Raw genomic sequence first — 25,041 nt, 5'->3', positions numbered from 1 at the left:
GTGTTCGCATATGCAAACCGCTTCGTACGCCTGGCCATTACCGCGACCATTCTTTTTGTCGCGGCGATCGTGGTGATCGTGCTGTGGGATTATTATACCGCCTCACCGTGGACGCGGAACGGGCAGGTCCGTGCGCAGGTGGCCAATATCGCGCCGCGCATTTCAGGCCAGATCAATGAAGTGCGCGTGCATGACAACCAGTTCGTGCACAAGGGCGACGTGCTGTACGTGATCGACCCGTTCGACTTCCGCGTGAAAGTCGATATTGCCGAGGCGGCGGTCAACGAGCGCCGGGCTGATCTTGAGTTCAAGACATCGCAATACGAACGCCGCCAGAAAATATCCGGCGTGGCGGTATCGGGCGAGGAAAAGCAGCAGTTCGAGGCCGTGGCCCAGCAGGCGGAAGCGCAGTATGCCTCGGCCCTGGCCGACCTGCGGCAGGCGCGCATCGACCTTGAGCGCACCGAGGTGCGCAGCTCGCTCAACGGCTATGTCACCAACCTGACCATGCGCGCGGGCGACTATGCCAGCGCGGGGCATGTGAACATCCAGATCATCGATGCGGATTCCTACTGGGTGGATGGCTATTTCGAGGAGACGAAAATCCATTCCATCCGCGAAGGCGAACCCGTGCGGCTGGACCTGATGGGGTTTCATGAACCCCTGTTCGGCCATGTGGAAAGCATTACGCGCGGCATTGCCAGCAACAACGCCGCCACCTCCATACAGGGGCTGCCAGCAGTGGACCCGGTCTATACCTGGGTGCGGCTGGCCCAGCGCATTCCGGTGCGGGTACATATCGATACCGTGCCGAAAGACCTCGTGCTTGCCGCAGGCATGACCGCCACCGTCACGGTCGTGTCAGAGGCGGGGAACCGCCGCCACATGTCGGTGCGCGATGCCCTGCGCCATGTGGGCGATGACATGCAGCACCTGGCCGGGCACCGTTAAAGGCGGGTGAAAGGATAAGAGTTTCTGGTGAAGCTTTTTGCAAAAAGCTTCAGAATACGTCGCCCTTTTTGAAAAAAGGCGGCACCCAAGAACTTTCCTTTTCTTATCAGCGATACGAGAACCCGTTTATCCCCAGATTCGGGGGACTGATTTTCGGGCAACCCTGTGGAAAGACCTGTCAGAAACAGGGGAAAACGGGCACGCTTGTCACGAATCCTTCACATAACAGGCACGATGGCCTGCCCGGCTTCAGCCTTCGGTCGCGCGTGAGGGCGTGGCGTAGGGGTCCGCCACCGGGGCGGCTGGCGCCACCCCCAGCCGGTGGGCGCGATAGAGCAGGCCGTGGCCGAGTTTTTCGATCAGCAGGCCCCGGCGCTGCAGGCGTTCATGGCTGATGGCATAACCCGTTTCGCGCACGATCTGCCCCCACAGCACCTGCAACCAGCCGCGCAGGGCAAGCTTCATCCGTGTCATATCGCGCGCACTCCCGTTCACCGCCACGTCAGTTATTATGCTCATAGCAGATAGGCATTATGTGCATAACATTCAAGACAACACATATGGCCTGAAAGGTTATTTTTATCTAATTCCTGTCATGACATGAACGCTGCCTGCCACGATGCGGGCCATCATGCCCGCCCATCCATGACAAGGATGAACCGACTTAGTCCGCCATGGGGGATATCTTGCGCCATCTGTTCGTGTTTCTTGCCCTGCTGGGGTGGGGGTATGCCACCGCCGCGGCCCAGACACCGGCCTCACAGGTCATCAGCACCCTGTTTTCCGACAAGCTGACCATGATGGATCTCGGCCTGATCCGCGCCGAGCGCGCCATGCAGCACGAAATTGACAGCCTGCCCGACACCTATGACAGCGACATGGTGCCCGTGGCTGACTTCGACCCCCGGCGCAACAGCATCCTGGTGGGCATATGGTACCAGAACCATGACAGCTTCAGCCGCACGCAATGCGACAAGCTGCTTGATACGATCCGTAAATCGTTTGGCAGCCAGCCCACCACCATCATCGCCTCATGGTTCCGCCATCACGGCTACACCTCGCTGCGCGATGCGGGGCAGTTCTATACCGGGCTGCGCAACATCATCTGGCTGGTCGTAACCGATGGGGACCGCGCCTGCTCGTATTCCATGGCCACGGGACAGACAACGGTAAACGGGTTCTAGGGCATGGCGGTGGCGCAGCCGCGGATAACCGTCTGTTTATCGAGGCCGTGCCGTATCGTTATCGCGCGGGCATTCCCTGGCGTGATCGAACGGTTCTGCGCCAGACTGAAAGTTAGAGTCTGTTTGAAAAGTCAGGCTCAATAATATCCTGAAATTATAAAAGTTCTTGGTGAAGCTTTTTCTAAAAAGCCGCAGAGGACGCCGCTTTTTTGCAAAAAGACTTTGGCCCCGGTTCCGTGATGTCACCGGGGCCTTATCGGGCAGGCTGGCTTAGAAGCTTGCGCCAACCGTCAGGAAGAACATGCGCGGTGCCATCGGGTAGGCCGTATACTGCCCGCTGGCCTGCGAGGTGCTGAGGGTGGACCAGGCGCGGGTGTTGGTCAGATTGGTGATGTTGCCCTGCACCTTGAGCCCCTGCACATGCGGAATGCCCTTGATGGTATAACCGGCATTGATGCTGAACAGGGCATAGGACTTGACTGAAAGGTCGTTGGTATAGGTCGTGTAACGGCGACCAATGACATCACCGATGAACTGGCCATAGAAATTGCCCCAGTTGGTGGAAGCCACGAACTTCTCGGTCCAGTCAGGCAGGCCGACAACATTCTTGCCCGCCGTATGCACCTGTGTGGTGCCTGAGAAATAATCATCATTATAAACGGATTTGTTATAGGACAGCGCATTATAGAACGAGAAATGCGGCCCGAACTGCGCCGTGAACGAGAAATCCATGCCATCGGTCGAGACCGAGCCAACATTGGTCAGGATGGTGGATGAACCGATAATATAGGAAACATTGCTATTGTAAGCCGAGGAGGCCACGGCCAGCAGGCGGTTGGAGAAATGGACATGATAGTATTCAAGCTGTCCGCTGATATGGGTCAGCGGCCCAAGCTTGACGTTGCGGTTGGTGCGCAGGCCGGTCTCATAGGTCCATGATGTTTCAGGCTTGCCATTTTTCTTGAAGTTCTCGAATGCCTGCTGGCTGGTCATGCCCCAGGGGCTGGCATTGCCGTAGCCCGTATCCTGGAACGAGCGCATGTTTTCCTGAATATTGGCAAACCACTGCTCATGCGGCGTAAAATTCCACAGGGCACCAAAGGAAGGCAGGAACGGCCTGACCGCCGCAATCCGGCCACCGGGAATGGTTTCAGCCGTTTTGGGGGAAAGCGACCCCGGCAGGGCAGCAACCGGCAGGGTACCGTTTGTATAGACCAGCTCCGATTTGAAGCCCGCATTCAGCATGAAGTTCCTGGTGATCTGCCAGCTATCCTGCAGGTGTGTGGTCCAGGTATTGGTATAGAAATAGTTGGTGTACTGGTGGATCAGCGGGTTCTGCTGGCGGTCATAGGGCGTGGTGGGGTTATTGATGTCAAACGCGTACCAGCGCCGGGCCTGGGTGTTGTTGTTGCGCTCGTACCAGCCGCCCAGTTCAATATGGTGGTGGCCAACCTCATAACGCAGGGTGGACATCAGGCCGCCGCGGTTATCCCAGTATTCGGTCGTGCGCGTTGCCATGCCCGAGCCGCCAAACACGTTGGACAGGTCGGATGAAGACGCATTGGGGAAGTACGCCCCGAAAAGGGTCGGCAGCCCGGCCGCGCTGATCGGACCGGCGACCACGCCCTCACCCATGTCATGATGGTAATAGATCTGGTTGGTCCAGTGGAGGTGCGCACTGAAATCATGCGTCCACTTTGTATAGGCCAGGAAATCTTCACGCTGCGCATCGGAGTAATAGTTACGGTAATTGTTTCCTGCAATATTGGCCGCATTCTTATAATAGTTCACGGCTTCGTTCAGGTTGGGGTACAGGAACGGGCGCACGTACATGCTCCCCCCTGATGGCTCGACAATCCCGTCCTCATTGGGTTCCACCTTGTCGGACCAGTCAAAGAAAGTCGTGATCTTGTCGTGCGATCCATCATGCACGAACTTGGCATTGACCTGATTGCCGCCCTGATGGCCCGCAAAGTCCCATGCCCGCGCATCCTGTCGCGCCCATGAAACATAGGCCGAGTTGTTATGGCCAAAATCGCCCGTATCAACCCGGGCAAAGGTGCGGAAGGTGGACCAGCTGCCGAAGGTTTGCGAAATCTGGCCACCGGCCTTGTGCAGCGGGTCCTGTGTCGTGAATTCCAGCGAGCCGCCAAGGTTGCTGGTCGAGGCCGTGCCAAGCGCGCCCGCACCCGTTGCAACGGTAGCGGAGCCAATGTTTTCGCTTATTGCCGCGCGCTGGGGGGAGAGACCGTTGTAGTTGCCATATGACTGGTCACCCAACGGCACGCCATCAAGCGTAAAGCCGAGCTGGTTCTGGTTGAAGCCATGAATGTAGAGCGATGAATTCTGTTCGTTATTGCCCCATGGGTCAGCATTTTCAAACACGACGCCCGGCAGGATCTCGAGTGCCTTGACCGGGTTGATGCCGGGCAGGATGCGCTGCAGCTGGGTGTGGTTTACGGTCTGCTCGGAGCGGGTGCGGCGTGCCGTTGCCATGATCTGCTCGACATTGGCGGAAGAAGACCGCACCTCATTTTTATGAGCCCCGACCACCTTTTTATACGGTGCCCGCTCGGGTTTTTGCTCTCCGGAAGCAGGCTGAACTGTCTGTGCATGCGCCGTGGAGAGCGCAAGGGCAGAGCAGAACAGGCCAAAAGCAACATGACCATTACATAGTAACTTGATCGACACCTGAAAGGTCTCCGCGATGAGAAGGCGAGCCATCGTCTATCAGCGCGGTTACTCTTTTTAATGTGAAGGTTTCATGATGGTGCGGCAGTGCCACACCCATGAAACAACATTGGTTTATCTGTGTGAATTTTTTATGAAGCACCCCAGCGCGCGTTAAATACGCTCCCGGACCCATATTTATTTCTTATTCGTAATTATGTATTGCCCCTGAAACCTCTTTATTTCTTCCCTCCTGCCCCGGTTCATGGGCATGCCTCATGGCCTCAGGTTGCGCCGCGCCACAGCCATGCCCATGCCAATGCCATCAGCCACCGGTGTTACGGACGTGCTTGCATCGTTGCTGCGGTCGATATCGGGGATGGCGTGGTCGGGGTCAAGAATGGCAGAGCGCACCGGCCTGCCATCGGTCAGGCGCACGACTGCCTCGTTGCCCTTCGCCCATATCTCGGTGGGCAGGATGCGCCGGGTGGTCGCTCCATCGGCCCAGGTCACCTGCAACGTTACCGGCAGCGGCAGGGCCCCGTTGTTCCGCACCTTTACCTGCACCCCTTTTGCCGAGTCATTCCCGACATATTCCAGGCCCGCCAGCGCGTAATCCGGTGCGGCGTTGGTGAAATACCAGCCACGCCAGAACCATGACAGGTCCTCCCCCGCGTCACTTTCCATCAGCCGGAAGAAGTCAGATGGCGTGGGGTGGCGATAGGCCCAGGCGGCAATGTAATGGCGCAACGCCGGGTCAAACCGCGCGGGGCCAAGGATCTGGCTGCGCAGCAGTTCCAGCCCGTAAGCCGCCTTGAAATACGCAATGGCATGCCGGTCTCCCCTGCCGGGAATGTAGGAGGCCGCCATGATGGGCTGGTAGACCGGGTCCTTGAGCACCTTGACGATATCATCAGCAGGCCTGCCGGTATCGGGCGCGTATTCGCCATCATGCTTGGGCGCGAACTCGCCCCCGTTGAAATGCAGCGACGCCAGTGAATCGATAAACGTGTTGAAGCCTTCATCCATGAAGCCGTTGCGGCGCTCGTTCGAGCCGACAATCATGGGGAACCACGTGTGGCCGAGTTCATGGGTGGTAATCCAGAACAGCCTGGCATCGCGGTCCTGCATGCCATCGAACACGATGCCCGGATATTCCATGCCTGCGCCATGGCCGCCCACATTGATCGCGGTCGGCCACGGATAGGGATACCATTCGCGCGAGAAATACTCGATCGTATGCTTTACGTATTCGGTCGAGCGGTCCCATGCCTGCGGCCCCATGGCCTCCACGGGGTAGACCGACATGCCAAGCCGGGCCTCGGGCTTCAGGCCCGGCGCGGGAGCGACCGGCGGCAGGTCCAGCTTCGCCGCATCCCACAACAGGGCGGGTGAGGCGACGAAGGCCACATCGCGCGTGTTCTCCATATGAAAGCGCCATGTGCGGCTACCTGAGGGCGGGGCATGGGCGGCCGCCTCCACATCCGCCAGGTCACGGATCATGACGCGCGTGTCGCTGTGGCGGGCCTGAGCCAGGCGCTGCTGCTGCGCGCCTGACAGCACCTGCGCCGGGTTGACCAGCGCGCCGGAGCCCGCAACCATGAAACTGGCGGGAACGGTAACCGCGTAATCGAAATTGCCGTAATCGAGATAGAACTCATCGCCCACATAGGGCAGCGTGTCCCACCCGCGCACATCATCGAACACCGCCATACGCGGGTAGAACTGGGCGATTTCATAAATATCGCCGTTTTTCGAGGGGCTGACCGCCGTGCGCCCACCCCATGCGCCGGGCATGGTATAGTGCCACCTGACCCGGAACACCTGTGTTTTGCCCGGCGCCAGCGGGTGCGGCAGGGTGATCTGCATGCGGGTATCGGAGATCAGTGGCGTCACCTCATGCGTGGTGGCGCCCTCCATGATGGTCACCGGCCCGACCTGCACCCCCTGCGTGTGCGGCGCGCCAGAGGCGCCGGACATGACGGCACGCCTGCTGTCAGCGCGGTACATGTTCTGGTCAAGCTGCACCCACAGCACCGGCAGGCTGCTTGGGCTGTTGTTGTGGTAGGTGACCGTTTCCTCGCCCGAGAGTTCATGGCTGGCAGGATCGAGGGTGACGGCAATACGGTAATCAGCCTGATTTTTCCACGCCATCGGCCCCGGCGTGCCATCACCCGAGCGATAGGCGCTGACCGGGTCCGGCATCACGACCGGGCTGAAGATCTGGTTGGGATCAGGCACCGCAACCTGCGCCCGGACCGGCCGGGGCGACAGGCTGACAAGCACGCCACAGGCCACAAGGTAACAGAACCGCATTACGCAGGGGGCTGACATTATGAGGTGTCTCCTTATCACCGCCGAGCGGGGGCCGATATGTGCTGTGGCATGCCAGATGGCGCGGTTTTCATTACAGGATCGTGTAACGAGGCGAAACCTCACCCGCAGTCATCATTTGAAAGATGACAAACAAAAGCTTCCGGCTGGCGCCCGTTTTCAAACAGGGCAGCGCTGTCCGAAGCTTTTTTAATGATACGCAGCCTCTCAGTCAGGCAGCGGATCAACCACTTCCACATGCTGCTCCACCACATCGCGGCTCAGCCACAGGTCACGCAGCGTCTTGCTGCTCAGGTAGGAGAGCTGGTCAGAATGATGGGGCGAACCGGGCTGACTGGAATTGCCATAGCTCAGCAGGCCCTTCGCCTTCATGGGCGTGGAAAAACTGACAAGCGAAACCCATGTCTCGCCATGCTGTGGCGTGCGCTCGCCATTTGTCATGGGGCCCCATGTAATGGTGCGGAAAATGCCGGTATTGCCAAAGCCGCCATTGCCCGGCAGGTCAACATTATTGATATGAAAACGCGATACATCACCAAACGGCCGGTCGATTGCGCCATACAGCTTTCTGGTCTCGACCGCCGCCTGTGCCAGCAGGCTGACCGCATGGGCAGGGTCCTTCAGCCCCGATGGCGTGCTGATCGGCTCATCAAGCGACCATTGGCGCGCAAATCCGTCAGACCCGGCAAATCTGGGCCCCATGAACAGCCGCGCCCATGTCTCGAACAGCAGGGCGCCCCGGCTGGTGGCGTCATCGGCTCCATCCCAGTCTTGCAGCACTTTCACGGCCGCCTTCACATCCGCGCGGCGGTCCTTTCGGGCGGCGGCGAGGAGTTCGGGCAAGATCCGCTCGGCCAGTAGCGAATGGGTGTTGAGCTTGCGGGCCATGATGTCGTCAAATGACAGTTTCACCGCGCCCGCGAGCATGCGGGTTGACATCTGCGCGCGCAACGTCATCGGGCCGGTCTGCGCCACATAGGCGGGATAGGCCTTGAGGTCGAGCACGCGCGGACAGGTGGCGAGCCATGGCGGGTCATTGGCGTTCTGCACAAAGCCCGATGGCGGATCGATCACCTTGGGCAGGCTGTCATAGGACACGACGCCTTTGGGTATGTTATCCGACCGATCACCGGGAACAACATTGTTCCAGTAATCGAAGTCACCATTATCATGCTTTGGCAGAATACCATTGTCGATATACATGACATGCCCATCATGATCGGCATAGACAATGTTGAACATGGGCACCTGCAGCTTTCTGAGCGCTGCCTGGAATTCATTGAAATTGTGGGATCGCGCCATATCCCAGTACTGCCTGAGCATGCCGGGGCGATCGAGGCCGGCCACATACAGCGCAATGGGCGTGCCATCCGCCTCACTGAAAACCGGCCCCTGTTTTGCATAACGCTGCAGGAAGCTACGGGTAACGAGCGTGCCGTCGGGCTGCTTTACTTTATAGGACAGGGTTCTGGCGGTGAATTTCCTCTTTCGGCCATCCAGCCTGTAGCCATCGCCATCGGGTGTCAGCCGGTAGCGCACCGCGCCCAGAATGGTGTTGACGGTATTGGTAAAGGCGACATCCGGAGTAAAGGCAAAACGCAGCACCGGCAGGCCCACATGCGTTGCGCCATAAATACTGAACCCGGGACCATTAAGCTGTGCTTCATAATAGGTATAGAACGGCGTGCTCCATGGCAGGTGCGGGTTGGCCAGCAGCACGGCATGCCCATCGGTGGTGCGCGAGGGGGCAATGGCCCAGGCATTCGACCCGCCTGCCCTGCGCTCGGGCGCATCGCCGAGCATTTTCCGCTCCTCGGCAATATAGACATAATTCATCAGCCGCAGGCCGTGGGCCACGACATCAACCCCGCTGACCGGCAGGACCGCGCGCATGTCACCGGCAATATCAGCAGGGTGGCGGGCGGCATAATCGTTGATGCCCCGCGCGAAGGCATCGAGATCCTTGCGAAAGCCCGGCGTCTGGCGGGCATAAAAGGTTCTGGCCCGCTCATACACGCCATTGCCCCGCACCCAGCGGTCCGACTCTTCTTCCGCCGCACCCCAGTATTCGGCAGCCCGCCCGCGTGCGGTGCCATAAAGCTTCAATACGATATTGCCGTGGCTATGCGCCTGCGCCCAGCCAAAGCCATAGAAGGCACCCGCCTCGGTCGTGGCATAGATATGGGGCACGCCGAACGTGTCCCACAAAATTTCATCATGCCTGGCCTCCGCAGCCCCGGCCGCGTGGCTTCCGCCCGCCATGGCCAGGCCTGCACCAAGGCAGAACCTCAACCGCCACTTCCGTGCCAATTCCATATGCCTCTCCCGTTGCCCACGCGGCATGACGCACCGTGCTGGCCGCTGCCGACCCGTTGCGGAAGAATGGCCCGGTTTTGGCTATAATTATAGATTGAATCCGAAACGATTTGCCGAAAATGCGCCTGGAATGGAATTTCGACCCATCTGACGGAATGCAGAGACAATAAAAGTTCCTGCGGACGCTTTTTTCAAAAAAGTCTGGAAGACACCGCCTTTTTGAAAAAAGGCGGCACCCGAAAGCGTTTATGACCCGCTGGCCCTGCTTTCATTCCAGAAGGCCTGCTGCAGGGCGGCAGCCTCGGCTTCAAGCAACGGGCCGATCACCTCAACCGGGCGCTGCCCCGCAGCAAAAACCGAGCGGCAGGGCAGGTCGAGGGTCGGGTTCTCGGGGTGGTTGCCCGTCATTTCCTTCAGGCTGTGTTCGCTCTGGCCAAAAACCACACGGCCGATGCCGCTCCAGTACACCGCACCTGCACACATCGCACATGGCTCGGCCGATGTGTACATGGTGTGCGACGCCAGCACGGCGGGCGGGAAGCGCTTCGAGGCCCGCGTGGCCAGCAGGCGCTCGGCATGGGCGGTCATGTCACCGCCTTCGGCGGTGTAGCCATTGCCCTGTTCCAGCACCACCCGCCCCTGCGCATCAACGAGAATGCAGCCAAAAGGATGGTCACCCCCCTGCCGCGCCTGCTCGGCCACCGCAAAGGCGCGCCGCAGGAAATGCGCGTGATCGAGATCGGGCAGCAGGTCGGTCATGGGGCATCCTTCATCGTGCGGAACGGGCCTGTATGAACAGCGCGACTGACCCGCCAACCGGCCTATTCCGGCAGGGGGTGCGCCATGTGCTGGCGCAGCGTCTGCATCTCGTCATCAAGATAGCCCACGATATCGGTGGTGTCATATGCGCCATCAAACCGGGTGGCCGCGAGTTCGGCCCGCATGGCGGCTATCCGCTCAAGCTGGCAGGCAAGCTGGGCGATGTAGCGGGCGACCCATGCTGGCTCATCAGGTGCGAATCGGGCGTCGATATCAGCCTGCGTGCACCCGGCGGGTAGATAGGAACCTGGCATCTGTTTGCGCTCCATGTGTATGAATAAAATACACAAAAAGGTGGAAGGCAGCGATGCAGGCGCAAATGTTCTCATAAAGTTCTTGCTGTATGTGTGGTTTTTCAGCACATACCTTGTGTATGAAAAACATGCACAACATCACCTCCGCTACACCATCCCCTGCCCCGCCACGCCGCACGCGCCCGCCGCGTGTTGACTGGACCGCCCTTGCCCCGCGCGTGGCCGCCCTGCGGGCACAGGGCTGCTCCACGCGCGAGACCGCCCGCAGGCTGGACATGAACATCAAGACACTCGAGGCCCACCTGCGCCGCCACCGCATCCGCCACGCCATACCGATGGACCGCCCCGACCAGGTGCGCCGCACCTGCCTGAACTGCGATACCGCCTTTGTGGCCGATGGCCGCTTTTTGCGGCTGTGCCCAGAATGCCGGGCCATGTTCAGCTAACGGTGCTCACATTCCCGTGAGGACGGAACCGGACCGGGGATTGCTCACTTAAAGGTGCACATGACATCGCAACAGGATACCGGGCATGGATAGCGCCTTACGCAATCGCAAGCAGACTTCCTCCAGCACAGAACCAGCCCGCCTCCAGTTCCGCATTGCCCTGCGCCACGGCGCGCCCGCCACGGTCGCCCCCGCGCCTGCCACCCGGCGGCGCCTGCGCTCCGTGGCCGCTTTTGGCCTGGCCCTTGTGGTGGCAGGCACGGGGTTGAGCGGATGCAAGCGCCACCACGAGACAACGGGCGAGAAAATCGATCATTTTGGCGACAAGATGCAGGATACCTTCGACCCGCCCAAAGGCCCCGGTGAGAAAGCAGGCCGCACGATAGACCGCACCCTGCATAATGACTGAAATTTTTTAGAATAATTCAAAAGAAATGCCGCCCTTTCATTTAAAATGGGCGGCATTTTTATTTTCATACAGATATTTTTTAATGAATATTTTTTCAAAAATATTCAAAAGAACACCACCTTTTTGAAAAAAGGCGGCACCCAAAAAACTTTTACCCTTTCAGACCTGCGGCATGGCAGCACGCGCCACCGCATCAAACGAAAGATCAAGCACCGGATAATCCACCCAGTCCTTAAAGTCGAAATGCCACCATTCCTCCGCCAGAGGCACAAAGCCGCTGGCCTGCATGATGCGCGCCAGCAGGTCACGTCGCTGCCGCGCCAGGGCATCACCGCCCGCATAGTCAACATGGGCGCGAGGTGTCATTTCATCAAAGCCGGATGGCATGGGCACAACCTGGCGCGTCGTCAGGTCCCACAGGGTCAGGTCAACCGCGCAGCCCCGGTTATGGCGCGACCCCGTGGCCGGATCACCCACGAATTCATGCAGGGCCGCTGGCACGGCAGCACGGAACAGCGCCGTGACATGCCAGGGCCGATATGCATCATAAACCAGCAGGCCATAGCCATGCCGGCCCGCAAGGCCACGCGCATGCGACAGGGCCAGTGCCGCCGGGCGCTGAAGGAACGCCCGCCCCGCCGGATAAACCGGGAAACCCAGAAAATTCCGGCTGGAAGCATAACGGATATCCAGCGCAATCGCCGGATCAACCTGCATGATGTCAACAAGGTCCGCAGCCCTTGGCGCGGGTGCGAAGGCAGGCATGACCGCCTGCCCGGCCAGGGCCCGCAGCGCATCGGGCGCAAGGCGCGCAGGCACACGGAACAGGTCATCATCCTCCAGCACGGGGCCGGGCGGGGGAGCGGGTGCGTGCATGAATTACCGCACCCCGATCAGGGGCAGTGCAGGCCCTTCAGTTTGTGGGGGGCGTGTAGGACTGTACATCTTCCACCGTATGGCTGAGCAGGATCTTGCCGTTATCGGCAGACTGTACCCATGCGGCGGGAATGGTAAAGGCGCTTTCGGCCGGGCCATCAACGGTAACCTGAATCGTGCCATCCGTATTGACGGCCGTGAGCGTGCCCATGCGGCCCGAGCCCGCCGCAATTACGTCCTGACCCAGCATGGCCTGCGTTACATCCGTCATGAATTCCCTTTCCTTGTCGGGCATGCAGGCTGGCACCTGCGTGCCGCCCCATGCCCTGTTGCTCACATGGCGGCCCCTGTCGGCCGCCTTCCGTGCGCCGGAGCCTTTACGCCAACTACTCCGGACTTTCGCCCATGCCGCATATGCCCGGCACAGGTGCCCGCGGGCGCGTCTGCGGGTTCAACGCCCGGCATGGGCTGAAGTTGTCCCGGCCTAGTTCACGCCAAACTGGCTGCGCTGGGCCATGACCTGATTGAGCTGCTCGTTGTAGCGATGATAGGTGCCCTTTGGCACGCAGCCCATTTCTTCAAGGTCTTCGAGCTTGATGCTGTCATTGAGCCAGGAATTGACCTCATTGAACTGGATTTTCGCCGGAACCGGGCGCCCGCTGAAAATCACCGGGTCATCCTGACCCTGCACATAGCCGAATTTCTTGTACACGCCATCAGCAGGCGGGCCGTGTTCCGCCATCTCGCCACATACCACCGATGCGCCATCCATGGCATGCACCGTAGCATTGCGGAAGGTTGCTGCATGCGGGTCGGGCAGGGTGGCGGCCACATGGCGCTCGGCTTCAGCGATGACGGCGGCACTACCCGCCGCATGGGCCAGCCCGGAATACAGGCAGAGCGACACGCCCAGTATAATGACTCGTTTCATGCTTCCACCGCCTGATCACTCATATTGTCATAACTTGCTTTTGCTGTGATGCGCTGCCCGCCTGCATCGGTCAAGCCGGGGGCTGGCATATACCCGGTATTATCAATTATATCATGGGCGATAATATTCATGCGCGAGAAGAGGGAGCACAGACCCGGGCAGTCGGGTTATAACAGGGCACCCTGCCGGCCCCGTGCCCGCCCACTGCATCAAAGGCCCGTTCCCCATGTCACAGCCTCCCGTTCCTGCAGTTGATCCGTCCACCCGGCCCGATTTCGTGCATGTGCGTGGCGCGCGCGAGCACAACCTCAAGGATGTGAGCGTGGACATTCCGCGTGACCGGCTGGTCGTGTTCACCGGAGTTTCGGGCTCGGGCAAATCCTCGCTGGCTTTCGGCACGCTGTATGCGGAGGCGCAGCGGCGTTATCTGGAATCGGTCTCGCCCTATGCAAGGCGGCTGTTCCGGCAAATGCCGGTGCCCGATGTCACGTCAATCGAGGGGCTGCCGCCCGCCATCGCACTCCAGCAGCAGCGTGGCACCGGCACCGGGCGCTCCACGGTGGGCAGCATCACCACGCTGTCGAACCTGCTGCGCATGCTCTATTCCCGCGCGGGGCATTACCCTGCGGGCATGAAGCGGCTGGAGGCGGAATCGTTCTCCACCAACACGCCCGAAGGTGCCTGCCCGCAATGCCATGGGCAGGGCCGCATCATGGACACCACGACCGACCTGCTGGTGCCTGATGACAGCCTCTCCATCCGCGAACGCGCGGTGGCGGCGTGGCCTACGGCATGGCAGGGGCAGAACCTGCGCGATATTCTCATCACCAAGGGCGTGGACGTGGACTGCCCCTGGCGCGACCTGCCGGAAAAAACCCGCGACTGGATCCTCTACACGGAGGAAACACCTACCTACCCCGTCTATCCCGGCCTCGACCACGCTGCCGTGCAGCGCGCGATACGCGACCATGTGCCGCCTGCCTATAACGGCACCTTTACCGGCGCGCGGCGCTACGTGCTGCATACGTTTGCCACATCGCAGAGTGCCAACATGCGCAGGCGGGCCGAGCGGTTCCTCACCGCAACGCCCTGCCCCACCTGCCATGGCGCGCGGCTCAACCCCGATGCGCTGCGTGTCACCATCGCGGGGCTGAATATCGCCGAACTCACGCGCCTGCCCCTTGCCACCATCGCCGGCACGCTGGCCCCGCTGTCCTGTGGCGCGCAGGTGCCCGAACACGCCCCGCAGGCAGGCGATGCCACAGCCATTGCCGCCCGCCGCATGGCAACCGACCTGCTGGGCCGCATTGCGGTGCTGGAGCATCTGGGGCTTGGCTACCTGCAGGCCGACCGCTCGGTCACCACCCTTTCGCCGGGTGAGTACCAGCGCCTGCGGCTGGGCACGCAGATCCGCTCCAGCCTGTTTGGCGTGGTGTATGTGCTCGATGAACCCTCAAGCGGCCTGCACCCCGCCGATGCCCACAACCTGCTCGATGCGCTGGAGGGGCTGAAGCGGGCAGGCAACTCGCTGTTCATTGTCGAGCATAACCTCTACCTCATCCGCCGGGCGGACTGGATTGTCGATGTTGGCCCCGATGCGGGCACGCACGGGGGCGAGGTGCTGTATAGCGGCCTGCCCGATGGCCTGCGGGCCGTCACGAACTCCCGCACCGCGCCCTACCTGTTCGGCAGTAATGCCCCGATTGCCTGCACGCCGCGCCCGGCCACAGCCTGGCTGAAGCTTGCGGGCATAACGTGGAACAACCTGCACAACCTGAGCGTGGATATTCCGCTGGGCACGTTCGTAACCGTGACCGGCCTGTCGGGCTCGGGCAAGTCGAGCCTTGTCAGCCAGGCGCTGCCCGCCATCATGGCGCACGCGCTGGGGCAGAAACTGCCCGATGCGGGGGAGGCCGACACCATCGAGGACATGCCCGAAGGCACGCCGCAGGGGCATGTGGTGGCGGGCGTAAAGAAAATCAGCCGGCTGGTCATGATCGACCAGAAACCCATCGGCCGCACCCCGCGCTCCAACCTTGCCACCTATACCGGCCTGTTCGACACGATCCGCCAGGCCTATGCCGCAACCGACCTGGCCCGTGCGCGCGGCTATGATGCGGGTCGCTTTTCTTTCAACCTGCCCAAAGGGCGCTGCCCCACCTGCGAGGGCGCGGGCTCGGTGATGGTGGAACTGCTGTTCCTGCCCAGCGTGTATTCCCCCTGCCCCACCTGCCACGGTACGCGCTACCGGCCCGAGGTGCTGGAGGTGACCATAGACGGCAAATCCATTGCCGATGTACTGGCCATGACGGTAGATGAAGCGGCCGCCTTTTTTGCGCAGAACCCGGCTTTGTCCACCACGCTTGCCACATTGCAGCAGGGCGGGCTTGGCTACCTGCGGCTTGGGCAGCCCGCCACCGAGCTTTCGGGCGGGGAGGCACAGCGCATCAAGCTGGCCACCGAACTGCGCAAGCAGCGTCGGGGCCATACGCTCTACATTCTTGATGAACCGACCACCGGCCTGCACCCCGCCGATGTGGACCGGCTGCAGGCGCACCTGCAATCACTGGTGAATGGTGGCCATACCGTAGTAGTGGCCGAGCATGACATGCGGGTGGCGGCCAGAAGCGACTGGATTATCGACATGGGGCCGGGTGCGGGCGACGGGGGCGGCACGATCGTGGCCGCTGGCACGCCGCATGATGTGGCCCACGCAAAAGGCAGCGCCACCGCGCCTTTCCTGCTGCCTCTCACTGGCTGAGTGAAAGAATAAACGTTTTTGGTGAAGCTTTTTTCAAAAAGCTTCAAAGAACACCGCCTTTTTGAAAAAAGGCGGCACCCAAAAACTTTTATCCCTTAACCGCGCGATGCGGGCATCACGCCCCACAGCGCCGCAACACCTGCAAAGACCAGCAGGGCGGCCACCAGTGTCATGAGGCTCCAGCTACGCAGCCCCTCGCGCACGCTCACGCCGCACAGCCTTGTTACGATCCAGAACCCCGCATCGTTCACATGCGACAGCGCCATGCCTCCCGCCCCCATGGCCAGCGCCATGAGGGCCAGATGGGTCTGGTCAAGGTGCAGGCGGCCGATCATGGGGCCGAGGATGCCCGCCGTGGTCATGAGCGCCACGGTCGTTGGCCCCTGGGCTACGCGCAGGATCATGGTCAGCACGAAGGCCAGCACCAGCAGCGGCAGGCCAGTGGAAGCCAGCAGGCCACCCAGCGCATCACCCACGCCACTGCCCACCAGCACCTGCGCGAACGCGCCGCCCGCCCCGGTAATGAGGATGATAATGGCCGTGCCCGGCAGGGCGGCTGCCACAACATCAGACACGATGGCCAGCGCCATGCCGCGCCGCAGCCCCAGCAGCCACGCGCATAGCAGCACATCCAGCCCCAGCGCCACGAAGGGTATGCCGGCAAAAACCATGACCGTGCGCACCCGCCCCGGCGCCATCAGTTCGCCCGCCAGCGTGCCCGCCACCATCAGCACCACCGGCATGGCGATAACGGTCAGAACCTCGCCCACGCCCACCGGGCTGCGCGCGGTCGCCTGCATGAAGGCAGCCGCAGCGCCATCCCCCTCGCCCTGCCCGTGGGCGGGCACGCGGGCCTCGTCCACCACGGCGCGGATATCGGGCGCGCAGCCCAGCGGCTGCGCCATGATGGGCCGGGTCAGCACATAGGTCAGCACCGTGGCCACGGCGGCCAGCGGCAGGCCGAGCAGCAGCATGTGCCCCGCCCCCACGCCCAGCGCCGCCGCGACCGCCACGGCGCCGGGATGGGGCGGCAGCAGGGCATGGACAGTGAGCATGGTCACGGCCATGGGAATGCCGAACACTGCGGGCACGCGGCCCGTCTGTCGCGCCATGCCATAGACCAGCGGCATGAGCATGATGACGCCCACCTCGAAAAACACCGGAATGCCCACGCCAAAGGCGGCAATGACCAGCGCCAGCGGCACATGGGCGCGGCCCACGCGGCCGATCAGCGCATTCGCCACGGTGGCCGCCCCGCCCGAAAGGTCAACCATGCGCCCGATCATGGCTCCGAAGGCCACGATAATGGCGATATGGCCCATGATGCGCCCCATGCTGCCCTGAATGGCATCGGCCAGCTTTGCCACGGGCATGCCGGTAAGCAGGGCCACGACCACGGCCACCACCAGCAGGGCGACGAAGGGATGCAGCCGGAGTTTGAGGATAAGCAGGAGCAGGACGGCAATGGAGCCTATCCCGGTCAGGATCAGCGCGAGCGGAGTCATGGAGCGGTCCCGTGCGTGAGAGCGGCCAGTCTCATCCAGCCAAACGCGCCTTTTAAGGGGCAGCCATGCAAGAAAGCAACAACCTTGCACGCACGCCCCGAACAGGCGGCGCCCTGCAATACCGGAACCCTCACCGCAGCAGACAACCGCCCGATAGTCCCTCAGCCCGCCACACCCGGCACGCGATAACGCCAAGACGGCATCGCACTGCCCCCTGGAACAGCCTCCTCCCCCGCGAATCACCGCAAGGCAGAACCGTAGGGGCAACCCGGCCTGCCTGACCCCATCCGGCGCAACAGGACCGCCCTGCATGCAAAACATGCTGGCGTGAAAAATGACCTGAAAACCGGGTTTTTTTCCGCCCCCTGAATACCAGCCCCGCACGCAGCCGTTTTTCGTGCTTGACAGCGTCGCGCCGTGTCTCCATTACGCGCCACCGGTCACGCACCGCAGTCGCTTTTTTGGGCCTTCGCGCCCGGGGACGTCACGCCATGACAACCACGTTCAATCCATCCCTGTCGCCCGTGCGCAGCCCGGCCACACGCCGCGCCATGACGCATGTGACATCCTTCATCCGCGAGGCCTGGATCGTGCCTATGGTGGTCATGGGCAGCGTGCTGTGCGGGGGTGTGTTCACCCTGCTCTCACACCTGCTTGGTCACGCGGGATAAAAAACGCCGCCCACTGTTCAACAGGGCGGCGTCTTTCAAGGCTGCCTGAAAACAGCTTCACCAGAAATATTCTGAGCTTCTGATGCCAGACGGCCCGTTCAGCGGGCGGCCTGCCGCATGGCGTGGTGGCCGGTCGCCTTTTTTGGAGCCGGCTCCGCCAGCCAGTGAATGCGGACCTGACGCAGCTCGAAATTACGCTGGCCCTGCACGCCCATATCTCCGAACGGATCATAGACCACGCCGGTCACATCGGCACGGCACTGCTCGTGCTGGCCGGTATCACCACAGATCTGCTGCGCCTTGCGAAAGGAGGCTTCCTCCATCGTGGGGCCATCGAGCGGTATGGCGCCGTTCCAGTCCACCTTTCCTGGCAGGTCGGCAATACGGAAGGCCGCGCAATCCGCCCCACCCGAATTGGCGGAGGTGATGGTGCATCCCTCGATGTGCACGGACTTGCCCACATACTGCGCCGCCTGCGCCTGAAAGGACGCGACATCAAGCGTTGGCGGCGGCGGGGGCGGGGCGACATGCCCCCTGGGGTCACGGGCCATGGCGGGTGCGCACGCCACACCCGTGGCCATGAGGGCCAGCCCGGCCAGCGCACCAAGATGAAAACGTCGCCTCACGTCGTGTCTTCCTTCCGTCAAGAAATCAGCCTGCGGCTGGCATTCGGAAGGCAGTTTTTGCCATAGACACGTGGTTTGTCACCACAACGCAACGTGCGGGCAGCCATGCATGCGCGGCTGGACGGACAATCAGAACGGCGAGGATTTCTGCCCCGCACCCTGGCCCAGATCGGCAAAATGCTGGGTTTCCGCGCAGCCGCGAAAGCGGTCGAGCACGGGCACGCTACCGGCGAGATTGACGCTGAGCGGCGGCTGATCCCCAAAGCGCACCACCGCAAGGCGCTGGTGGGCCATGGCGTCAAGCAGGCTGGTCATGTCGGCTGCGGGCAGGTTGGCCGCCAGCGTCGTGGCATCATTGGCCTGCATGTGAAAGACATGCGTATAGGCCCCGACCGTTACCGTCATGTCGCCCTTCTGGCCATTGCCCAGGGTCCAGTGATCGTCCGCACTACGCACCTGCAGCGAGTCGGCATCGGCGCGGAACATCAGGATCTCGCTTTCCGACCCGGCGATGCACAGATCGGTATGCACTCCGGCATCGGGCGTGTGATGGATGGCGACCCAGCCGCCGCCATGTTCATCAACGAGCATCTGCGACGGGCTGGGACTGCTGTTTTCATCCTGAGGCTGCATGGCCACCGGCATGGCATGCGCCGTGTCATCATAGGACTGTGCCTGCGCCCCGCCCGGCAGGGCAAGGCAGATGAGGCAACCCAGAAGAACATTAAGTTTCGTGCTCACTTTGCGACAATCCCATTGCAACAAGGACCGACGAATCGGAATGATGGACGGTTTCAGCATCGCCCAGGCGTGATGTTGACATATATTGTCATAATTATGGATAAGGAAAGGGGTCTACCCGCCCTGCGACAAAGCATGTCTCTCCACCCAGCCGATGCCTGCCACGCAGGCGCGCATAATAATAGTAAAGAAGATTTTCATTTTCGCACCCCGATACACTCCCGGACACAGCCGCCGTGCGTGCGCGGCATTGGCCTGCGGGCGCGGGGCCGTTATCATACGGTTCCCTCGCACTGTTTTTTCATGGATCTGGAAGGAAAAAGCCGGGATGCGCCTGTTACCTGCTGCCATCCTGGCAATCGGAACCCTCTGCGCCACCACACAGGCGCGCGCCGCCGATCCTGACTGGATCTTCGCCAATAGCGGCCCCGGCGGGCAGCCCATGATCATATCGCATCAGGGCACGCTTGATGTGATGTTCTACCGCTCGGCCAGCGGCACGCTTGGCATTGCCTTCCACCAGCGCCGCGGCAAGTACCGCAACCCCAAGGGCGTGGAAACCGCCATGGCGATGATCGGCAAGTTCACCGTCGCCCTCCAGACCTTTCTGACCGGCCAGAAATGGGACACCGCAGGCGGCGACCTCAAGCCCGACACCGTGCCCGACATGATCAACGCGCTGAAAAACGCCAGCACCGGCGCGCTCATCCCCTTCGAGCATGATCCCGTTTCGTTTTCGCTCAAGGGCGCGATGCCTGCGCTTGAGGATCTGGCCCATTACGCGATGGCCCACGGCGAAAGCCTGCCGCCCCCGCTGCAACCCGCAGCCGCCGCCCCCCCGACCCAGCCGGGGCTGGACATAGAAAAACTGGCCCACCACCCCTATGACACCCAGCACGGGCGCAAGGTGGCGCTGCCGCAATACGACATTGCCGCCAACTGCGACCGCGCCCATGTGGAAATGCTCGATACGGATGGCGAATGCGTCGGCGCCGAACAGAAAAGCCAGGCCACGCTGAGCGCGCACTGGACCGGCTATGACAGCGACCTGCGCGGGGCGTGCCTGTCCATGGTGAATGATCCGGGCCGGCTGGAAAAATATCAGGCCCTGCTCATGTGCCTCTCGCGCTATCAGGATGACAGGCGGCAGTGGCAGCTCGTATCGGGCTCGAGCGGCAGCGATGATATCCTGCCCGCCAAGAACGCGACCGCAACGCCACAGGCCGCAACAGGACAGTCCCCTGACCAGAAACAATAAAAGTTTTTGGTGAAGCTTTTTTCAAAAAGCTTCAGAAGCTGTTGCAGGCAGAGACGTGAAACCTGCGGGCGGCACAGCCGTTGGTCTGTCAGTTCGCCGCGTTGTCGCGCCGCAGCGCCTGTATGAAAAAGATCACGCCGCTGAGCAGCAACCCGAACAGAATGACCAGCGGCTGCACGTAAAGCACCACCAGCACCACGAACAGCACAAGAAGGGAGCTGTATTTCAGCTTGCGGTCTTCACTCGAGAACAGGTCGATAAACCCGTCTGAAATCAGGCGCAGGGCGGACACGTCGCCTGCCGGGGTCACGCTCAGCCCCTGCTGTTCCAGCCGCTGCACGAAGGCGCGGGCCTGCTCGCGCGCGGCGGGGGTCAGAGCGGGGGGTGCGCCATCCCCTTCCAGGGCTGTTGCCACGGCGTCAATCAGCTGACTGTCCACAGTCGCCTCATCACTCATTTTTATCTGTTCCCTCAGCCATGTGGTGCGTAAGCCCGTGGCCCGTCCACCCGTTTATCCACATTATTTACCGTTTTATCCACAGGGTGGAGACTCACTCCTCCCCGCCATGCGGGTTTTTGCCACAGGCGATGCGACGTCCATCGCGCAGGGAGGGGTCAACCGTCATTTCGCCACGGGGCACGGGGCCATCGGCAATGCGGTGGCCGGTGCCCATATGGCCTGACCAGGTGGAATAGGCCATTGTGCGATAGGTATCACCCGCACAGTTATAGACGACAGAAAACCGCACCGAGGCAAAAGGCAGCCCGTGGCGGATCATGTCCTCGTCAAAATCCTGGATGAACGTGGCCGACGAATGGGTGCCGCGCGCCTGCACCGAAGCAAGGTCGATATATTCGTTCACCTTGTTCTGGTACGGCGGCAGTTTCTGCAGATTTGCCGCCACATGCGCGGCGGGGGAAGCAGGTTCCTGCGCCAGTGCCGCCCGCGCGCCGCCCGCCAGGCCATTACAGGCGAGTCCTCCGGCCATCACTGCCAACACTACCCTGTATCCCATTGTCTCCCTTTCATATGCATGTGCAATGCCCATGCATGCCAGACCCCACATCACAAGACTGTTTTGCAGGATCATGCCAATAGCGGCAAGATAAACCACCCGCAAACACGTCGCATCTCGCTTCACGCTGACAGGACGCCGCCATGCAGGCCCTTTTTCCACACACCCACGCCACCCTGCTGGCAGCCGCCATGCTCATGACCGGCACGGCTGCGGCACAGCCCCTGCCCGCGCCCACCCTGGCCCGCGCGCCGTTTGGCGCAACGCCCGATGGCCAGCCGGTCGAGCAGTTCACCCTGACCAATGCACACGGCATGCGCGTGCGGGTGCTGAGCTATGGCGGCATCATTTCCGCCATTGAGGCGCCCGACCGCACCGGCCATGTCGATAACGTGGTGCTGGGGTTCCCCACGCTGGCAGGCTATACGGTGGACAGCGCCAGGGGCGGCCTGTTCTTCGGGGCGACGGTGGGGCGCGTGGCCAACCGCATTGCTCACGGCACCTTCATGCTTGAAGGCCAGCGCTACCACATTCCCCCCACCGAAGGCACGACCGCGCTGCATGGCGGCCGCAGGGGGTTTGACAAGCAGGTCTGGACCGTGGAGGGCACGGCCGTTACGGCAGACGCCGCCAGCGTGACCCTGAAGCTCATCAGCCCCGACGGGCAGGAAGGCTTTCCCGGCACACTGACCACGCATGTCACCTTCGCGCTCAACACGCGCAATGAGCTTTCGCTGCACTACCGCGCCACGACGGACCGGCCCACGGTCATCAACCTGACCAACCACAGCTACTTCAACCTGAGTGGCGAGGGCAGCGGCACGGTGGAAAACCACGTGCTCCAGCTCAATGCCGATGCCTATACGCCCACCGATGCCAATGCGCTGCCGCTCGGCGCCATCGCCCCCGTGGCAGGCACCCCACTCGATTTCCGCACGCCGCACCGCATTGGCGCGCGCCTGCGCGCCAGCATGCCCCAGATGCTTTATGCCCACGGCTATGACCAGAACTGGATCATCAACCGCGCCCATGCCGCAACGCCAGCGCCTGCGGCCCGACTGAGCGACCCGGCATCGGGCCGGGTGGTGGAGGTGCTGACCACCCAGCCCGGCCTGCAGGTCTATACGGGCAATTCACTTGATGGAGCCTATGCCGGACCTTCAGGCCACACATACCGGCAGGGCGACGGCGTGGCGCTGGAAACCCAGCATTACCCCGACAGCCCCAACCATCCGGACTTCCCTTCGATCGAACTGCGTCCCGGCCAGATATATGATGAAACAACCATCTACCGCCTTGGCGTGGAACCCGCTGGCGCACCCACGCCTTAAAGATGCGGGGAAAGGCTTTGATTCCGGCGCCAATATCCTTACATACCTCGCCATATCGTGATCGAAGGACGCAAACCCTAAATGAAAAAAATTACCGTTCTGCTGCTTCTCGCAGGGCTGGCAGCCTGCCAGTCCGGCCATTCGCCCAGCGATCCCGACCAGAGCGGCGGCATTGGCGGCATGACCGGCTCGCCCGGGCAGGACGCACCGAGTGACGGGCCAGGCGGCTCAGGCGGCCCCGGTATGGGCGACTAGACCCGCCCCGGTGGGCGCGCTCAGTCGCGCCCGCCACTTATGTTGATGATTCCCAGCCCCAGCAGGCCAAGCCCCGCAAGTCCCTCGGCCACCATCCATGAGATGGGACCAATGCCATCAGCCGTCATGCCGCGCACCAGCACGCCCACGCTGCCCATCATCAGCAGCAGGGACACGATGGTCCCCCATTTTACAATCTTGCTGCGGTTCATCAAATCTCTTCGCTGTCTGTCGGTCCGGTTCCCGGCGGGGCCGGTCTTCGTACTTCTATCACCATGTGACCGCAACCGTCCAAACCCGGCATGCGCGGCGGCAATGCGCCTGCCGCGCAACGGCGCGCTACTCATGCAGATGTGATCTCCGCCCCACCCATTTTCATGCTTGCATCGCGTTACTGTCGCCCGCCCTGCCCACGCGTTCCTGCAAAAGCATATCAAGCAGAAACTGACAGTTCGCACGCCTGCGGGTGGAGGCTGACCACACGCCCGCGTTCATTCGTGGCGCAGGTCCCCGACCGAGAACCAGGCATCATTGCCGGTGCGGTCATTGCGCACGCGAACCTGTCCGTTTTCAATCATTTCCACGATGGCACCCTTGAAGCCGCGCTGTTCGGGCCTGACCGCCGCATCGTCCTTCACCACCACGATATCGCCATCCTTGAAATCCATCAGCCCTTCTCCTTTCCCTCATGCATGAGGTCATGCACCCGTGTGCGGGCATGTTGAAGCCCATCATGCCAGCGCACCTGCGCGCTGCAAGCCACTGATCCGCCACGACATACCACATCCGCGCAAAAAACAGGTTGCGCCAGCCCCGACACATTCCGACATGAACAGGAACCACAGTTTTATGGAGCCAGTTCATGTCCGCAGACCATCACATGCCGTCCACCACCGATCTTGAGCGTGAACTTGAGCAGGTGCGCCGTGACCACGCCATTGCGCTCAAAGACCGGCCCGAGCACGCCCATGCGCTTGCCGCGCGCATGAAAAAGCTTGAGGATGACCTCGCCCGCGCGAAATAGGCCCTCAGGAATAAAAGATTCAGAAGAACGCCGCCTTCCTGAAAAAGGCGGCGTGTGGAAACTTTTATTCCTTCACCCTTCCGGCGTGGCAGGCGCCTCGCCGGTCGGTGCTGCGGCACCCGGTATCGGCGCACGCACCAGCCAGTAGACAATGCCCAGCGACAGCACGGCAGCCGAGAGGGCCAGCAGTTCCATCACATCGACTTCCTTGAGGTCGATGACGATGAACTTGCGCACCGTGGCCAGCATGCCGATCAGCAGCACCGAGCGCATGCGGATCATGCTATGGGGCTGCGCATCGGGCAGCACCAGAATGGAATGCTTGAACTCAAGGGCGATCAGCACGGTAAAGAACATGCCGAAAATGCCCTGCAGCACTTCCGGGCTGGTCGGGTTCAGCCCCGAGGTCAGCACCATGCGCCCCACCGCCACCACCACATGCACAAGCGACGTGCCCGCGATCACCACGATCAGCAGGGTCAGAATGAGCATCACCCCCTCCTCGAACAGGTCGAACAGGCGGGCCATCTGAAAGAAACCGGGCAGGCGCTTCATCATATGCGGGGCAATATCCTGGCTGGAGCGGCGCGGGCACAAAGCATGCCGCGCCATGAAAAGCAGCCCTTGTAACAAGCTTACCCCTGCCTGCGCAAAACCAGCGGC

At 61.7% G+C, this 25,041-nt stretch carries 28 protein-coding genes and 1 pseudogene; 11 read left to right on the top strand and 18 right to left on the bottom strand.

Annotated features, from left to right (window positions below; translation table 11 throughout):
• Positions 1-951 (top strand): efflux RND transporter periplasmic adaptor subunit, encoded by a 951-nt coding sequence (locus tag CDI09_RS08215; protein ID WP_078526064.1) that lies wholly within the window; start codon positions 1-3, stop codon positions 949-951.
• Between the two features lie 249 nt (positions 952-1,200).
• On the opposite strand, the gene CDI09_RS08210 is transcribed toward CDI09_RS08215, so the two are convergent.
• Positions 1,201-1,425, bottom strand: a complete 225-nt coding sequence (locus CDI09_RS08210) for a hypothetical protein (RefSeq protein WP_078527979.1) — start codon at positions 1,423-1,425, stop codon at positions 1,201-1,203.
• 200 nt (positions 1,426-1,625) lie between these two features.
• Between CDI09_RS08210 and CDI09_RS08205 the strand changes: the two genes are divergently transcribed.
• Positions 1,626-2,135 (top strand): hypothetical protein, encoded by a 510-nt coding sequence (locus tag CDI09_RS08205; protein ID WP_078526062.1) that lies wholly within the window; start codon positions 1,626-1,628, stop codon positions 2,133-2,135.
• Positions 2,132-2,221 (top strand): annotated as a pseudogene (locus CDI09_RS08200) (transposase); the annotation flags it as partial. The gene CDI09_RS08205 and the pseudogene CDI09_RS08200, both read left to right, overlap by 4 nt.
• Positions 2,222-2,405: 184 nt before the next feature.
• Here CDI09_RS08200 and CDI09_RS08195 read toward each other — a convergent pair.
• The 5 genes from CDI09_RS08195 to CDI09_RS08175 form a co-directional block, all read right to left on the bottom strand.
• On the bottom strand, positions 2,406-4,859 hold the full coding sequence (locus CDI09_RS08195; protein ID WP_078526060.1) for a TonB-dependent receptor: 2,454 nt from the start codon (positions 4,857-4,859) through the stop codon (positions 2,406-2,408).
• Positions 4,860-5,081: 222 nt separating this feature from the next.
• Positions 5,082-7,139 carry a M1 family metallopeptidase gene (locus CDI09_RS08190; RefSeq protein ID WP_236944467.1) on the bottom strand — a complete coding sequence of 686 codons (2,058 nt, stop codon included), beginning with the start codon at positions 7,137-7,139 and terminating at the stop codon, positions 5,082-5,084.
• Positions 7,140-7,346: 207 nt separating this feature from the next.
• Positions 7,347-9,455, bottom strand: a complete 2,109-nt coding sequence (locus CDI09_RS08185) for a penicillin acylase family protein (protein ID WP_078526056.1) — start codon at positions 9,453-9,455, stop codon at positions 7,347-7,349.
• Positions 9,456-9,701: 246 nt separating this feature from the next.
• Positions 9,702-10,214 (bottom strand): nucleoside deaminase, encoded by a 513-nt coding sequence (locus CDI09_RS08180; protein WP_110571249.1) that lies wholly within the window; start codon positions 10,212-10,214, stop codon positions 9,702-9,704.
• 62 nt (positions 10,215-10,276) lie between these two features.
• Complete coding sequence (locus tag CDI09_RS08175; protein WP_078526054.1) at positions 10,277-10,528, bottom strand: hypothetical protein; 252 nt, start codon at positions 10,526-10,528, stop codon at positions 10,277-10,279.
• Between the two features lie 128 nt (positions 10,529-10,656).
• Between CDI09_RS08175 and CDI09_RS08170 the strand changes: the two genes are divergently transcribed.
• Positions 10,657-10,974 (top strand): helix-turn-helix transcriptional regulator, encoded by a 318-nt coding sequence (locus CDI09_RS08170; RefSeq protein ID WP_236944466.1) that lies wholly within the window; start codon positions 10,657-10,659, stop codon positions 10,972-10,974.
• A gap of 85 nt (positions 10,975-11,059) precedes the next feature.
• On the top strand, positions 11,060-11,383 hold the full coding sequence (locus CDI09_RS08165) for a hypothetical protein (protein ID WP_078525992.1): 324 nt from the start codon (positions 11,060-11,062) through the stop codon (positions 11,381-11,383).
• Positions 11,384-11,542: 159 nt separating this feature from the next.
• On the opposite strand, the gene CDI09_RS08160 is transcribed toward CDI09_RS08165, so the two are convergent.
• The 4 genes from CDI09_RS08160 to CDI09_RS18810 all read right to left on the bottom strand — a co-directional run bounded on the left by CDI09_RS08160 (position 11,543) and on the right by CDI09_RS18810 (position 13,321).
• On the bottom strand, positions 11,543-12,259 hold the full coding sequence (locus tag CDI09_RS08160; protein ID WP_078525990.1) for a M15 family metallopeptidase: 717 nt from the start codon (positions 12,257-12,259) through the stop codon (positions 11,543-11,545).
• A 37-nt stretch (positions 12,260-12,296) separates the two neighbouring features.
• Positions 12,297-12,596, bottom strand: a complete 300-nt coding sequence (locus CDI09_RS08155) for a DUF2171 domain-containing protein (protein ID WP_236944464.1) — start codon at positions 12,594-12,596, stop codon at positions 12,297-12,299.
• A 147-nt stretch (positions 12,597-12,743) separates the two neighbouring features.
• Positions 12,744-13,190, bottom strand: coding sequence for a hypothetical protein (locus CDI09_RS08150; protein ID WP_078525988.1), 447 nt, complete (start codon positions 13,188-13,190; stop codon positions 12,744-12,746).
• Positions 13,187-13,321 carry a hypothetical protein gene (locus CDI09_RS18810; RefSeq protein WP_257788361.1) on the bottom strand — a complete coding sequence of 45 codons (135 nt, stop codon included), beginning with the start codon at positions 13,319-13,321 and terminating at the stop codon, positions 13,187-13,189. Before CDI09_RS18810 ends, CDI09_RS08150 begins: the two co-directional genes overlap by 4 nt.
• 95 nt (positions 13,322-13,416) lie before the next feature.
• Here CDI09_RS18810 and CDI09_RS08145 point away from each other — a divergent pair, with 95 nt between their 5' ends.
• The gene (locus CDI09_RS08145) at positions 13,417-15,951 is read left to right on the top strand and encodes an excinuclease ABC subunit UvrA (RefSeq protein WP_110571248.1); all 2,535 of its coding nucleotides are present in this window, start codon (positions 13,417-13,419) and stop codon (positions 15,949-15,951) included.
• 95 nt (positions 15,952-16,046) lie between these two features.
• Here CDI09_RS08145 and CDI09_RS08140 read toward each other — a convergent pair whose 3' ends face one another.
• The gene (locus tag CDI09_RS08140) at positions 16,047-17,456 is read right to left on the bottom strand and encodes a GntT/GntP/DsdX family permease (RefSeq protein WP_078525984.1); all 1,410 of its coding nucleotides are present in this window, start codon (positions 17,454-17,456) and stop codon (positions 16,047-16,049) included.
• A gap of 491 nt (positions 17,457-17,947) precedes the next feature.
• Between CDI09_RS08140 and CDI09_RS08135 the strand changes: the two genes are divergently transcribed.
• The gene (locus CDI09_RS08135; protein ID WP_078525982.1) at positions 17,948-18,127 is read left to right on the top strand and encodes a hypothetical protein; all 180 of its coding nucleotides are present in this window, start codon (positions 17,948-17,950) and stop codon (positions 18,125-18,127) included.
• A gap of 98 nt (positions 18,128-18,225) precedes the next feature.
• Here the strand turns inward: CDI09_RS08135 and CDI09_RS08130 are convergent, their stop codons facing one another.
• On the bottom strand, positions 18,226-18,753 hold the full coding sequence (locus CDI09_RS08130) for a hypothetical protein (protein ID WP_205836590.1): 528 nt from the start codon (positions 18,751-18,753) through the stop codon (positions 18,226-18,228).
• A gap of 129 nt (positions 18,754-18,882) precedes the next feature.
• A complete protein-coding gene (locus CDI09_RS08125) occupies positions 18,883-19,494 on the bottom strand; it encodes a hypothetical protein (protein WP_205836589.1) in 612 nt (203 codons plus the stop codon).
• Positions 19,495-19,822: 328 nt separating this feature from the next.
• On the opposite strand from CDI09_RS08125, the gene CDI09_RS08120 reads away from it, so the two are divergent.
• Positions 19,823-20,752 carry a hypothetical protein gene (locus tag CDI09_RS08120; protein ID WP_078525981.1) on the top strand — a complete coding sequence of 310 codons (930 nt, stop codon included), beginning with the start codon at positions 19,823-19,825 and terminating at the stop codon, positions 20,750-20,752.
• A gap of 88 nt (positions 20,753-20,840) precedes the next feature.
• Here CDI09_RS08120 and CDI09_RS08115 read toward each other — a convergent pair whose 3' ends face one another.
• Together CDI09_RS08115 and CDI09_RS08110 are read right to left on the bottom strand one after the other, a co-directional pair.
• The gene (locus CDI09_RS08115; RefSeq protein WP_078525979.1) at positions 20,841-21,209 is read right to left on the bottom strand and encodes a hypothetical protein; all 369 of its coding nucleotides are present in this window, start codon (positions 21,207-21,209) and stop codon (positions 20,841-20,843) included.
• A gap of 94 nt (positions 21,210-21,303) precedes the next feature.
• A complete protein-coding gene (locus CDI09_RS08110; protein WP_249034007.1) occupies positions 21,304-21,753 on the bottom strand; it encodes a surface-adhesin E family protein in 450 nt (149 codons plus the stop codon).
• A 158-nt stretch (positions 21,754-21,911) separates the two neighbouring features.
• Between CDI09_RS08110 and CDI09_RS08105 the strand changes: the two genes are divergently transcribed.
• The gene (locus CDI09_RS08105; protein WP_078525977.1) at positions 21,912-23,099 is read left to right on the top strand and encodes an aldose epimerase family protein; all 1,188 of its coding nucleotides are present in this window, start codon (positions 21,912-21,914) and stop codon (positions 23,097-23,099) included.
• An 81-nt stretch (positions 23,100-23,180) separates the two neighbouring features.
• A complete protein-coding gene (locus CDI09_RS18130) occupies positions 23,181-23,354 on the top strand; it encodes a hypothetical protein (protein ID WP_167370206.1) in 174 nt (57 codons plus the stop codon).
• 20 nt (positions 23,355-23,374) lie between these two features.
• On the opposite strand, the gene CDI09_RS08100 is transcribed toward CDI09_RS18130, so the two are convergent.
• Together CDI09_RS08100 and CDI09_RS18125 are read right to left on the bottom strand one after the other, a co-directional pair.
• Entirely contained in the window at positions 23,375-23,566 is a 192-nt protein-coding gene (locus CDI09_RS08100; RefSeq protein ID WP_078525976.1) for a hypothetical protein, read from the bottom strand.
• A 279-nt stretch (positions 23,567-23,845) separates the two neighbouring features.
• Positions 23,846-24,022 carry a hypothetical protein gene (locus CDI09_RS18125; protein WP_167370205.1) on the bottom strand — a complete coding sequence of 59 codons (177 nt, stop codon included), beginning with the start codon at positions 24,020-24,022 and terminating at the stop codon, positions 23,846-23,848.
• A gap of 194 nt (positions 24,023-24,216) precedes the next feature.
• Here CDI09_RS18125 and CDI09_RS18120 point away from each other — a divergent pair, with 194 nt between their 5' ends.
• Positions 24,217-24,378: a hypothetical protein gene (locus CDI09_RS18120; protein WP_165165657.1), complete on the top strand. Its 162-nt coding sequence runs from the start codon at positions 24,217-24,219 to the stop codon at positions 24,376-24,378.
• A gap of 72 nt (positions 24,379-24,450) precedes the next feature.
• Here CDI09_RS18120 and CDI09_RS08095 read toward each other — a convergent pair whose 3' ends face one another.
• Positions 24,451-24,990 (bottom strand): phosphate-starvation-inducible PsiE family protein, encoded by a 540-nt coding sequence (locus CDI09_RS08095; RefSeq protein WP_236944462.1) that lies wholly within the window; start codon positions 24,988-24,990, stop codon positions 24,451-24,453.
• Positions 24,991-25,041: the final 51 nt, after the last annotated feature.

It is taken from the genome of Komagataeibacter nataicola (genome assembly GCF_003207795.1).
GTDB lineage: Bacteria > Pseudomonadota > Alphaproteobacteria > Acetobacterales > Acetobacteraceae > Komagataeibacter > Komagataeibacter nataicola.
This window is presented reverse-complemented; position numbering and strand designations above follow the sequence as displayed.